The organism is Opitutia bacterium KCR 482, assembly GCA_029269845.2.
GTDB lineage: Bacteria > Verrucomicrobiota > Verrucomicrobiia > Opitutales > Intestinicryptomonadaceae > Merdousia.
The window spans coordinates 685,056-697,010 of sequence record CP149973.1 but is presented as its reverse complement, the minus strand read 5'-3'; the positions used below and the strand labels follow the sequence as shown (position 1 = coordinate 697,010).

General features: G+C 56.3%; 10 protein-coding genes. 5 read left to right on the top strand and 5 right to left on the bottom strand.

The window, feature by feature from the left end:
* The first annotated feature begins 325 nt into the window (after window positions 1-325).
* Window positions 326-1,609, top strand: a complete 1,284-nt coding sequence (locus P3B99_002860; GenBank protein WYJ08066.1) for an O-acetylhomoserine aminocarboxypropyltransferase/cysteine synthase family protein — start codon at window positions 326-328, stop codon at window positions 1,607-1,609.
* Window positions 1,610-2,300: 691 nt separating this feature from the next.
* Entirely contained in the window at window positions 2,301-3,221 is a 921-nt protein-coding gene (gene cysK / locus P3B99_002855; GenBank protein WYJ08065.1) for a cysteine synthase A, read from the top strand.
* 340 nt (window positions 3,222-3,561) lie between these two features.
* Here cysK and P3B99_002850 read toward each other — a convergent pair whose 3' ends face one another.
* The 5 genes from P3B99_002850 to P3B99_002830 form a co-directional block, all read right to left on the bottom strand.
* Window positions 3,562-3,990 carry an Rrf2 family transcriptional regulator gene (locus tag P3B99_002850; GenBank protein WYJ08064.1) on the bottom strand — a complete coding sequence of 143 codons (429 nt, stop codon included), beginning with the start codon at window positions 3,988-3,990 and terminating at the stop codon, window positions 3,562-3,564.
* A gap of 44 nt (window positions 3,991-4,034) precedes the next feature.
* On the bottom strand, window positions 4,035-5,003 hold the full coding sequence (locus P3B99_002845) for an alpha/beta hydrolase (GenBank protein ID WYJ08063.1): 969 nt from the start codon (window positions 5,001-5,003) through the stop codon (window positions 4,035-4,037).
* A gap of 3 nt (window positions 5,004-5,006) precedes the next feature.
* Complete coding sequence (locus P3B99_002840) at window positions 5,007-5,993, bottom strand: DUF3034 family protein (protein ID WYJ08062.1); 987 nt, start codon at window positions 5,991-5,993, stop codon at window positions 5,007-5,009.
* A gap of 477 nt (window positions 5,994-6,470) precedes the next feature.
* On the bottom strand, window positions 6,471-7,256 hold the full coding sequence (locus tag P3B99_002835; GenBank protein ID WYJ08061.1) for a hypothetical protein: 786 nt from the start codon (window positions 7,254-7,256) through the stop codon (window positions 6,471-6,473).
* Window positions 7,253-7,816 carry a hypothetical protein gene (locus tag P3B99_002830; protein WYJ08060.1) on the bottom strand — a complete coding sequence of 188 codons (564 nt, stop codon included), beginning with the start codon at window positions 7,814-7,816 and terminating at the stop codon, window positions 7,253-7,255. The genes P3B99_002835 and P3B99_002830 overlap by 4 nt, the downstream gene beginning before the upstream one ends.
* 59 nt (window positions 7,817-7,875) lie before the next feature.
* Between P3B99_002830 and P3B99_002825 the strand changes: the two genes are divergently transcribed.
* The 3 genes from P3B99_002825 (at window position 7,876) to P3B99_002815 (ending at window position 11,951) form a co-directional block, all read left to right on the top strand.
* Window positions 7,876-9,576, top strand: coding sequence for an ATP-binding cassette domain-containing protein (locus tag P3B99_002825; GenBank protein WYJ08059.1), 1,701 nt, complete (start codon window positions 7,876-7,878; stop codon window positions 9,574-9,576).
* Window positions 9,577-9,646: 70 nt separating this feature from the next.
* Entirely contained in the window at window positions 9,647-10,018 is a 372-nt protein-coding gene (locus P3B99_002820; GenBank protein WYJ08058.1) for a hypothetical protein, read from the top strand.
* Between the two features lie 10 nt (window positions 10,019-10,028).
* Complete coding sequence (locus P3B99_002815; protein ID WYJ08057.1) at window positions 10,029-11,951, top strand: hypothetical protein; 1,923 nt, start codon at window positions 10,029-10,031, stop codon at window positions 11,949-11,951.
* Window positions 11,952-11,955 lie beyond the last annotated feature (4 nt).

Sequence of the window (11,955 nt, the reverse complement as noted above, 5' to 3'; positions counted from 1 at the left end):
TATAGGGAGAGCGGGCGGCGAATTTTGCGCCGGAAAAAAACTTTTCGATTTTTTTTGAAAAAAATACTTGACAGGTTTGGTAGTCAATGAAAGACTACCGAAACAATAAAGATTATGAAACGCATTTATTCAGTCGATATAAAAAAGATTGCGGCGGCTCGCGGGTTGAACGGCGGCCGTCTTGCGGAAGTCCGCTTCGCGTCGGGCGGGACGGCTCGAATGAGCGGGGCGGACGGGTGTTGTCGCCTTTCCGCCTAATCCGAACCACTCAAACCCAACTTCAAATTCAAAACCGAAAAAACAAAAAATTTAGAAAGACACAAAAATGAGCGAAAAAAATTACAGATACGAAACATTGGCAATCCACGCGGGTCAAGTGCCCGACCCCGCGACACTCGCGCGCGCCGTCCCCGTTTACAGGACGACCGCCTTCAACTTCAAGAGCGCAAAGCACGGCGCCGACCTCTTCGCGCTCCGCGAGCCCGGCAACATTTACGCGCGTCTCATGAACCCCACGAACGACGTTCTCGAAAAGCGTTTGGCGGCTCTCGAAGGCGGCGCGGCGGCGATTTCGCTTTCGTCGGGAACGGCGGCGATTGCCTTTGCAATCACCAACATTCTCAAACAGGGCGACGAGCTTGTTTCCGCCAACAACCTCTACGGCGGAACGTACACGCAGTTTGCGTCCATTCTGCCGTCGTTCGGAATCACCACGCGCTTCACGCACGTCAACAAATTCGACGAGGTTGAAGCGGCGATAAACTCCAAAACCCGCGCCATTTATATAGAGACAATCGGCAACCCGAAGCTCGACTTCGCCGACATCGAGGGCTACGCGAAAATCGCGCAGAAGCACCATCTGCCGCTGATTGTGGACTCCACGTTCACGCCTCCCGGACTCTTTCGCCCCATCGACTACGGCGCGAACATCGTAATCCACTCGCTCTCCAAGTGGATTGGCGGGCACGGCACGGGAATCGGCGGAGCTGTAATCGACGCTGGCAACTTCGACTGGTCCGACGAAAAGTTCGAGCTTTACAACAAGCCCGACGGCGGCTACCACGGACTCCGCTTCGCCCACGACCTCGGCGACCTCAACTCCCTCGCGTTCATTTTGAGACTCCGCACTGTCGGACTCCGCAACCTCGGACCGACCCTCGCGCCCGACGCCGCATGGCTCTTCCTGCAAGGTCTCGAAAGTCTGCCGCTGCGAATCGAACGCCATGGCGAGAACGCGCTGAAAGTCGCAAAGTATTTGAAGTCGCACAAGAACGTTGCGTGGGTTCGCTACCCGGGCTTGGAGGACGACCCCTCGCACGAGCTTGCAGCAAAATACCTCAAACGCGGAATCTACGGCGGAATGGTCGTGTTCGGCTTGAAGGGCGGCTACGACGCGGCGGTAAAGGTTGTTGACAACATTCCGCTTTTCAGCAACCTCGCAAACGTCGGCGACGCAAAAAGCCTTATTCTCCACCCCGCGAGCACATCGCACTCGCAGCTCTCGGACGAAGAACAGGTTTCGGGCGGACTGACGAAAGACTTAATCCGACTCTCGATAGGTCTCGAAAACTCCGACGATATCATTGAAGCGCTTGACTCCGTCCTTTGACGGGGCGTCAAAGTACTTCCCTAAGAGCGTTTCCCTGTACGCGCAGACCGCTCGCGTACGATAAGTACGCCACGCGCCCTCCGCGCACAGGAAAGCCACTCTTATGAAAGCACTTTGACGCCCCTAAAATTAGAGTGCTTGCGCACGAAGATTTTAGGTTGTTTTCTGGGAAAAGTGGAGTAGGGTGTTTCGCGAGCTACCGCGGATTTTTTCCAGCTGCGTACGCCACGCACCCCGCAAGCGCGTGAAAGGCACTCTTATGAAAGTACTTTGACGCCCCTAACAAGTGAGCGCACGGCGCGTAGATTTAAGGTTGTTTTCGTGGAAAAGTTAGGTTGGCTGTTTTGAAGCTGCCCTGTTCTTTGAAAAATTTTAATACGCCACGCGCCCTCCGCGCACAGGAAAGCCACTCTTATGAAAGCACTTTGACGCCCCTAAAATTAGAGTGCTTGCGCACGAAGATTTTAGGTTGTTTTCTGGGAAAAGTGGAGTAGGGTGTTTCGCGAGCTACCGCGGATTTTTTCCAGCCGCGTACGCCACGCACCCCGCAAGCGCGTGAAAGGCACTCTTATGAAAGTACTTTGACGCCCCTAAAAAGTGAGCGCACGGCGCGGAAGATTAAAAGAAAATCGATGGTGCAAAATACCAACAAACAATATCATTCAATTTAAAACACAAAGAAAGTAGAAACATGAAAATTGCAAACAACATTCTTGAACTTGTCGGCGGGACTCCCCTTGTCCGACTCAACAAACTCAACGATTCGAAAGCCGAGGTTCTTGCCAAGCTCGAATTTTTCAACCCCTCCGGCTCCGTTAAGGATAGGGCGGCTCTCGCCATGGTCGAGGACGCCGAGAAAAAAGGTCTGCTCAAAAAAGGCGGTCTGATTATCGAGCCTACCAGCGGCAACACGGGTATCGGTCTTGCGCTCGTCGCGGCGGTCAAGGGCTACAAGCTCATTCTCACCATGCCCGAAACGATGAGTGTAGAGCGCAGAAAATTCCTGCTCAGTCTCGGCGCGCAGCTCGTCCTCACCGACGGCGCGAAGGGCATGAAGGGCGCAATCGAAAAGGCTCTCGAACTCAAAGAGCAGAACGCGGACGCGTTCATTCCACAACAGTTCGAAAACTTTGCGAACTCCGAAATCCACCGCCTCACCACGGGCAAGGAAATTTGGGAGGACACCGACGGTCAGGTTGACATCGTTGTTGCGGGTGTCGGCACCGGCGGCACAATCAGCGGCATCGGTCAGGCGCTCAAACCCCTCAAACCCTCCGTCAAAATCTATGCGGTAGAGCCGGACTCTTCCCCCGTTCTTTCGGGCGGAAAATCCGGCCCCCACAAGATTCAGGGTATCGGCGCGGGCTTTGTCCCGAAAATCTACGACTCTAAGGTCATTGACGGCGTAATTCGCGTCAAGGACGCCGATGCTGGCGACACCGCCCGCAGGCTCGCGAAAGAGGAGGGCATACATTCGGGCATTTCGGCGGGGGCTGCGATTTTTGCCGCGCTCGAACTCGCAAAACTTCCCGAAAACGCGGGCAAGAAGATTGTGGCAATCGTTCCCGACACGGGCACGCGCTACCTATCTACTTGGCTGTATAGCGACTAATTTCCCGAAAGCGGGCAATTCCCCGTCCCGCTAAGAGACCGCGCTTTCCGCGCGGTCTTTTTTTGTGCCGTGTAGTGTTGGAGTTGGATTGTTTCCGCGCTCTATTCTGGATTGTGCGCCGCGCGGGGTTTTTTGCTTGTTGGCGCGCGCGATTTTTTGTTAAAGTGCGCGGCTTTTATTCGGTGTTTATTTTTCCGATGCCGTTATAATTTTTCCGCCTATCCGCGCAAAGAAAAAGCCCCGAATTTTTCGGGGCTTCGATGTTTTTAATGGGATTGTTGTTTTCTATTTAAGCGGCGGCATTCTTGCGTTTGCCGCGGGCGGGGGGCGAAAAAACGCGCTAAATGCAGTAGTCTTCGATGTCCGCGTGGCGGTTGATTATGTCTTGGAGCGTGAGCGATTCGAGTGTCTTTCTGATTTTTTCGTTCAGCTCTCCCCAGATGTCGCGGGCTATGCAGTTTTCGGAGCGTTTGCATTTGCGCGGGCAGCGCACACAATCGACAATCGAAATCGGGCCCTCCATTGTTTCGATGATTTCAAGCAATGTGATGTGTTTGGGCATTCGCTTGATTTTATAGCCGCCCTTCGCCCCGCGAACCGAGGCAATCATGCCCGCGTTGCGCAGTTTGAGAATCAGTCTGCCGACGTATTTTTTCGACAGGTCCTGCGCCTTGCAGATGTCGCCAATCATGCGCGGCTGGTCGCCGTCGTGCTGGGCGAGGTCGAGCATGATTCGCAGTCCGTATCTACCTCTTGTGGAAATTTTCATTGCCATTATACTCTATCGAATCGGAAGTGTTTGTCGAGAAGTTTTTATTGCGCCGACTCCACGAATTCCGAGATTTCCGCCAGCGCCCGCGCGTACGCTTTGTCCATTCCCTTTTGGGTGATGAACAGGTGCGTTGCGCCCTCCACGCAGACGTAGCGCACGTTGCGTTTTGCGGCGTCGAGGGAGCGGGCGAATTCTTCGGCTTCGTCGCGCAGAATATCGCATTGCGACGAAATTATCAGGGCGTCGGGGAAGTTCGATTTGTCGGCTAAAATCGGCGACGCTTCGGGCGTTGCGCGTTGTTCCTCCGAGGGTATGTACGCGGCGGTGAATTTGTCCATGAGGTCGCCGTTGAGGCAGAAGCCCTTTGCGAAGAGCGAGCGCGACGGCCGCCTTTTTGCGGTGAGGTCGAGCGCGGGGTAAATCAGGATTGCGCCGCGCACGGCTTTCGGTCGCGCAAGGGCGGCTACCGCCGCGAGGTGTCCGCCCGCGCTGTCGCCCGCGGTGAAGATTCTGCGCGGGTTGCCGCCGAATTTTTCGGCGTTTGCAATTGTCCAGTCTAGCGTTTCCGTCGCGTCGGAGTTCGCGGCGGGGAATGGGTGTTCGGGCGCGAGCCGATAGTCGGGCGAGACCACAATGGCGTTGTTTTTCTCCGCTATGTCTTGGCAGATTCTCGCGCAGCTTTCGACCGAGTTTATGCACCAGCCGCCGCCGTGATAGTAGACAACTATCGGCATGTCGCCCTCAGAATTTTTCGGCAGGTAGACGCGGATTTTCGAATCTGTGCCGCCGAATTTTTTGCGGATTTCGAGCATATACAAATCGTCGCGCACGTCGGTTGGCGTTTTTCTGCCCTCGCGCACGGCGTCGAGTTTTGCCGAATTTCCCGCGACGGCTTCGTCGAGCGCGTCCGACTGCGCCTGCGCGAAGTCGGGCGGGAGCGATTCAATAAAACGCCGCGCCTCTTGCGAGGCCGCGGCTTTCGTAGTAGGAATTTCGAAACTGTTTTTCATGGTTTAGAATTCGTACTTTATCGACGCCGCCCAAGCGGTATTTTCGCGCGTGTTCAGAACCGTGCCGAGGTGTCCGTAGCCTGCCGTCAGCGTCAGGTGGGGCGAGACGACCGCCGCAAGCCCGACCGTCCACCAGTCGTTTTCGTTGCCGATAAGCTCTTTGCCGCCCGCGTACACTTCGTCGAACTGGTTGATTTTCTGGCGGTATTCGAACGCCGCAAACAGCCAGTCGGTTATGCCGAAGACCACGTTGCCCTCCGCCGAAAATTCGTACTTGCCCGAATAGCCCGTGTAGCCGAGGTTTGCGGCGTCGGTCGCGCGGCCTGTAATCGAGAAAATGAGCGGGTGTCCGTAGACGACGAAAGTTTTGGACGCCGTCGCGGTGAATTCCACGCCCCAGTCGCGGTTGTAGCCTATGTTGGTCAGGAGTCCGCCGAGATTTTTGTTTATTTCGGAGATTCCGTCGTTGTATTTAAAGTGCGCGCCGAGCGTGATTGCGGGCAGGAACTTTGTGTCGAAATCGTTTTCGCGGATTACGTTTACGCGGGCGTTGAGCGTGTGCAGCCAAACGTCGTTGCGCTCTATGTTCGCCCCCGCGTAGGCGAGAACGTCGCTTTGCAGCGAGCCTGTGCCGAATCTGCTTGCGTTGTAGCCGAGTTCGACGCGCGTGAACAGCGTTTCTGTTATGCCGAAGCTTTCCACGTTTTTCTGCCGCGCGTTGACGTATGTCGCCCCGATTGACGGAAGCCCGATTTCCGTTCCCTCAGCCCCCGGATTTACGAGGTACGCTATCGGCGTGAGAACTACCCCTCCCACGCCGTCTATTGTAAGAAGCGGGAGCGGCGCGCCCTTTTCGGGGGCGGCTTTGGGGGCTTCCGCTTTTTCTGCGGGAGCCGCGTTTGCTTCGACTGCGGCTTCCGAAGACGCCGCGTAGGTAATGGGGGAAAGCGCGAGGAGCGCGTATGCGAGAAGTGCTTTTTTGTTTTTCATTTTAGTGGTTTCCTTATATATTATTAAAATAGTAGTCTTTAAGTTTAAAATTGAGTCGGGGCGTCGGGCGGCGGAAAGGGTGCGTGCGGTTTTTGCGTTTGTCGGGGAAAGCGGAACGGAAAAAGGTTAGGTTGAACGTTAAGCCCACTATTCCTCAATACACGGCGATTACCGCCGCCCCGCGCATTCGTTTGCGGTTGCGGCTTCGACAGCTTCTACACTGTGTTCCGAAAAATTCGCCGTTGTTAAAATTTAAAAACATAATGATGACCTTTATGGTAGTGTTAAATTTTTTGTCAAGCGTTTTTCGGAAAAATTTTTTCATTTTTTTCGCCGCAATAATTCGGCGGTTTTTTCGCGGCGGCGTCGCCGCGCGGCTTGTGTGTCTGCGGGCGGGGGATTTATTTGGCTTGCCGCGCCTGTCGGGGCGCAAAAAAACGCCGCGGTCGCGGCGTTTTTTTGAAGAAGCGGGGTTTTCTATTTTTGCAGTTTGTTTTGGGCTTCTATTTTCAGGATTTCCTCCGGCGTCAAGATGAGGTACATTTTGGATTTTGAAGTTTCTATAACATAGTCGGACTTCGCCTTGATTCCGTATTCGGTGCGCAGTTTGTCTTCCGCTTCCGCCAGAGCCTTTTCGCCCGCGCCGAGTTTTGCGGTAATTTCGAGCTGGGCGGCGGGGTCTGTCGTTTCGGCGAGTTTTTTGCGCATGTTGTCGAGGTCTGCGCGTCTTGCCACAACAAAGCCTATCATGCGTTGCAGTTTCTGGTTTTCGTCGCTTCCCGAAACGGTTTTTTTGACGTACAGCGACTTCCCCCCGCGCGTGAGAATTTTCATCGGGTCGAGCGCGTTGCCGTCGGAGTCTTTGAGCGTGGACAGCTCTTCGTTTGAGAGCGGCACGCAGATGTTCGACTCCAAAAATATCATGCGGTATTTGCGGCTTGTCGCAAACCTGTACGCCTTTTGCATTGCCTCGTCGTTCGACGAAAAATTCGTTTCGAGCGTTTTGAGCTTTTCTTCGAGCGACGCCTTTTTTGCGGCGTCGGCTTCCTTTGCAACGGCGTTTTTGAGAATGTCAATCGCCCGCGAGTCGCTCTGCATGATGTTGAGGTTGCGCTGGAAATTCGCGTTCTGTTCGGGCGTGGAAAGCTCGCAGACGAGCATGTATGTTGTGTCGCCTGCCTTTACGATGTCTCCGATTTTCTCCTCTGCGCACGCGAACGCCGCGCCGAGCATTGCCGCCGAAATTGCGAGTTTTTTCATCATTTCCTTTTATCCTCCAAAACGAATTTTTTGCCGTTGATTTTTTCCCCCGCCTGATTTGCGAAGCATTCCGAAACTTTTTTGAAAAATTCGCCGAGCTCGTTCACGTCGGCTACGACGAATTCGAGCGTCCGCGCGTGGGTCGTCGCGGGATAGTCCTTGTAGACGAACTGCTGGGTTGCGGCGTTTTTCGTCTTTTCGTCGAGCAGTTTTTGGACGCCTTTCGGGGGCGTCGCGTACTGTTTGAGGTTGTCGGGAAGGTTCTTTTTTAGCGTCTCGACCCCCGCGTTCGACGGCAGCGCGCGGGAATTGTAGATGCGCACTTGCAGGGGCGAGCGGTCGAATTCAAGGCACACCTCCGTTACGAAAAGAGGCCCTGCGACGAACTCCTGCTTGGAAACCGACACGAGCTTGTCGGCGCGTCCGTAGAACGCCGTTCCTTCGGGGAACTCGACCGCAAACACGTTCGGATTTTTGATGTCGTCGGAGACTTTCAGCGCGAGCGCGGACTGCGCCGAAATGGCGGCGGCCGCCACGACTGCGGCAAATTTAAGAATATTCATGGTTGCAATTAATTATAAAACCGCAAAAATCTCAACAGAAATTTCGAGAAAACCGACAAATGCTAAGCTGCGAAAATCTGACAGTGCGCGTTCCCAATTCGGACGCCCCAATTTTGAACTCCGCCACAGTGTCGTTTGCGCCCCGCGCGATGAACGCGGTCATAGGGCCGTCGGGTTGCGGAAAGACGACGCTCGTAAAGGCGATGCTCAAAATCATTCCCTCGGAGGGCGAGTCCTACTTGGGCGGGGTGCGGATTGCGTCGGGCGACGACCTTTCGGGGCGCGTCGGCTTTGCGCCGCAGTTCACGTGCGTGCACCAAATGCTCACCGTGCGCGAGGCTGTCGAATGCGCGTTCGACCTGGCGGTTGCGGACGCCTCCGACAGGGCGGCGCGGGTTGAGTCCGTCTTGGAGACCGTCGGGCTTGCCGAGCACGCCGACAAGCGGGTAGGCTCGCTTTCGGGCGGACAGCTCAGGCGCATGGGGCTTGCCGTGGAGCTTGCCGACAACCCCGACACTGTCGTTTGCGACGAGGTAACTTCGGGTCTCGACCCGCTTTCGGAAAACTCGATTCTCGACCTCCTGAAAAAGCTTTCCGACGAACGCGGCAAAACATTTATCTGCATAATCCACAACCTCGCGAAGCTCGACTACTTCGACAAAATCACGGTCGTATACGCTGGGGAGGTCGTGTTTTTCGGAAACCTCGGCGAGCTTAAAGAATACTTCGGCATAGACTCCGCGCTGTCGCTCTACGACACGCTCGAAGCGTTCGACATTTCCCGCTGGCGCGAAAAGTGGCGCAGTTCCGCCCTTGCCGAACGCGCCCGCGCCGAAGCCGCAGAATGGGCGGGGGAATCTGGCGAAAACCCGTCCGACGCCGACGCGCGGGAGGCTCGCCCGACGCTCTTTTCGCAGCTCAAAACGTTGCTCTCGCGCCGCTACCGCCTGTTTTTCCGCGACTACACATACCTGCTGCTTACGATGGGAATCACGTTCGGCTTTCCGCTTGTCGTCGTGATTTTTTCAATCGGCGGGCTTCCGCAGATTGAGAGCCTTGCGCTCGACCGCAATTTGGGCGCGCTCGACGAGCTTCGCCAAAACCTTAAAATGCAGATGGACGCCGCGTACGCCTCGACAATCGCCACGGGGCTTGTGCTCTTTCAGGTGGTTCTGCTTTCGCTGATAGGCGCGAACAACTCCGCGCGGGAGATTGCGGGCGAACGCGCCCTCTACGAAAAGGAGCGGTTTGCGGGTCTGCGCCCGTGCGCGTACGCGCTTTCGAAGATAATTTTCGCGGTGTCGCTTGCGCTGTTTCAGGGCGTGTGGATGTGCATGTTCGTAAAGCTCGTGTGCGGATTCCCGGGGTCGGCGGTTGTGCAGTGCGTGGAAATGGCGGCGGCGTGCGTTGCGATGACGGCGGTCTGCCTTGCGTTCAGCTCGATTTTTTCGTCGTCCGACAAGGCGAATTTGGTGTCGATATATTTGGTCGGCTTCCAGCTTCCGCTTTCGGGCATAGTGCTCGCGCTTCCCGAATCGCTCAAATGGGTGTGCAGGCCGTTCATCTCGGCTTACTGGGGCTGGGCGGGCTACATGTCGTCCATGCGCGAAAGCAGAATCTACGACGCCTACGTCCTCACCAAGCCCGATTGGGATTTCATTCCGTCGCCCTCTCTCGCGCTCTTGGCGATGGGCGTCCAGACCGCGATTGCGCTTGCCGTCGTGTTCTGGGGGTGCTCGCGCAGAAATTATAATGCTTGAAAGCCGCGCGTTTTTCCTGAAAATTACATCATAAACACGGCGGACGCGCCGCCGCGCAAAAATCACGAATATGAAAAACAAAACAACGCCGATAATAATCGCAATACTGATACCGCTCGTGTCGGTGGCGGTCGCGCTTGCGCTGGTATATTTCAAGAAAAGCTCCGCGGGATTCGCGGAATTTCCGTACGCGCAGTATTTGGAGTCGCCCAAAAATCTGGCGGGCAACACATACACGCTCGCTGCGGAGATGGAAATGCAGCTTGCGAAAATTCCGTCGCGGGGGCGCGTGGTGTCGGTCTCGGACGGGTGCGGGGCGAAGCTTGCGGTTCTCGTCCCCGACTCGCTCGGCGCGGAGGTCAGGACAAAACAGCGCTACGACATGTCCGTCGAAGTCCTTTCCGACGGCGCGGTCGTGGTGAAATCCATGAAAAAATATTGAGGAGGGCGGTATGGCAAAATTTTTCATCACAACGGCGGCGGTAGTCGCGGCGGCGTCTGCGGCGTATCCGCAGGGGGCGCAGTGGCTGTACAACCAGAACGCGGCGAATCGGGCGGCGGGAAATGCGGCGCAAAGCCAGAGCATTCCTGCGGCGACTCCCCGGCAGGCGGGCGTCAGCGCGAACGCCCCGACGGGCGGATTCTTCGAAAGCGCGACGACCGAGCGCATGGCGGACAAACTCTTCGACACAGAAAAGGATTCCTTCGACTTCGAAAACGGCACGCTCAACTGGAAGGGAAAGACCTTCAACGTGGGCAATTCGCGCATGGTGCGCGCGCGCTTTGAACGCTATCTCTCGACGCCCGTAGACGCTCAGAATTTCGAAAAGTACCAGTCGATACTCTCCGAAATCTACACGCGCCTTTCGGCTTCCAACGACGCCCTGCCCGAAGAGGCGGTTCGCGCGTGCTGGAGCAGGCTCTTCGACGCCGCCGAATACGACGTGGACGGGCGTTCGTCGCTTACGATTGCAAACCTCGTCTACCTCTCGTGGAGAATGCGCGACGAATACGAAGTCGCGAAAATCGGCGAGAACAACCAGCGCAAGTCGGTGGATTCCGCGCAGACCGCCGCAAAGGAGCGCGCCGAATTTCTCGAATACGCAAACGACAAAATCTTGAAGGGCAACTCGCGCAAGAAAAACCTCAGTCCGCGCACCGAGGGCACCGCCGACTTGGGGTACAGGGTGCAGAAATTGCAGGAGGAAGTGGCGGAGCTTGCCGTCAAAAAGACGTTCAGGGAGGCGACCGCCGCGAAGGCGGTGCTCCAATTCCAGTCGCAACTTTTCGCGTTCGTGCTCGAGCGCAAATTCCAGCAGGCGCAGATTGCGTCGATGTTCTACCGCCACATCTACCGCGGAAACGTGCAGGAAATGAAAGTTGGCGACGAGCAGATTAAGGAGCTTTTCCCCGTGTCGAATTTCGTGCCCGTTGTGGACACTTTCGAAAACGTCGCGACCGAAGCCCGCAAGGACATACGCGACGGCATGGCGGCGGTGAACGCCCTCTACGACGGCGGCGAAAGGTACGGCGCGCTCGAACGCCTCATGGAGACTTTCGCAATCGGCGAGTACGACCCCGTCATGGCGACGTTCCCGTTCGAAAAACGCAAGACTCTCCACAAAATCTACCGCGACGTCTCCGCGCTCAAAAGCCTTGCGGACTCGCGCGACTGGGGCGCAATCGAGAAAATCCTCGAAGGCTTCGAGACCCTCGCGCCCGACTTCCCCTCGAAGGAGACCCTCGCGAAAGTCCGCGCCGCCGAGCGAATCAGCGAAATGCACGTCATGGCGGCAAAGCAGGCGGCGGCTCTCGGAAAAATCGACGACGTGAAGAAGTCGCTCGCCGCCGCAATGGAGGCGTGGCCGCTGAACCCCTCGATTGCCGAATTCAATTCCGACTTGGTGGGGCTTGCTTCGGGAGCTTCCAGATACGCGGAGAAATTCGACGAGCTTTTCGCCCGCGGCTCGTTCCGCGAAATAGCCGCCGAAGCCCCCGAATACGCAATAGCCCTGCGCAACGACGCCGACAGGTCGGGCAAACTGCGCGGGGTAGCCGTTAAGATTTCGCAAGTAGATGCGCTGATGGCTCAGGCTGAGGAGTTCGAAAAACAGGGGAACAAATATTTTGCGTGGGACATTCTCGAAAACGCCCGCGAAATAGAGCCGAAAGACCCGAAGCTGGCGCTTGCCGTCGCCGCGCTCGCGCCCGAAGTTTCCGACTACGTTAAAATGCTCGCCGCCGCGAAAAAGGCGGAGCTTGCGGGCGATTTTCCCGTCGCCCTCAACTATTACCTCGCCGCGCAGGAGATTTTCCCCGCGTCGCGCCCGTGCCGCATGGGCATAGAGCGCACGGCTTCGAAATACGCAAAATAGGCGG

Coding starts and splice junctions, on each gene's coding strand:
- P3B99_002850 (WYJ08064.1), bottom strand. CDS start 3,990: ATGAAAATTTCCACAAGAGGTAGATACGGACTGCGAATCATGCTCGAC.
- P3B99_002840 (WYJ08062.1), bottom strand. CDS start 5,993: ATGAAAAACAAAAAAGCACTTCTCGCATACGCGCTCCTCGCGCTTTCC.
- cysK (WYJ08065.1), top strand. CDS start 2,301: ATGAAAATTGCAAACAACATTCTTGAACTTGTCGGCGGGACTCCCCTT.
- P3B99_002820 (WYJ08058.1), top strand. CDS start 9,647: ATGAAAAACAAAACAACGCCGATAATAATCGCAATACTGATACCGCTC.
- P3B99_002815 (WYJ08057.1), top strand. CDS start 10,029: ATGGCAAAATTTTTCATCACAACGGCGGCGGTAGTCGCGGCGGCGTCT.
- P3B99_002845 (WYJ08063.1), bottom strand. CDS start 5,003: ATGAAAAACAGTTTCGAAATTCCTACTACGAAAGCCGCGGCCTCGCAA.
- P3B99_002860 (WYJ08066.1), top strand. CDS start 326: ATGAGCGAAAAAAATTACAGATACGAAACATTGGCAATCCACGCGGGT.
- P3B99_002825 (WYJ08059.1), top strand. CDS start 7,876: ATGCTAAGCTGCGAAAATCTGACAGTGCGCGTTCCCAATTCGGACGCC.
- P3B99_002835 (WYJ08061.1), bottom strand. CDS start 7,256: ATGATGAAAAAACTCGCAATTTCGGCGGCAATGCTCGGCGCGGCGTTC.
- P3B99_002830 (WYJ08060.1), bottom strand. CDS start 7,816: ATGAATATTCTTAAATTTGCCGCAGTCGTGGCGGCCGCCGCCATTTCG.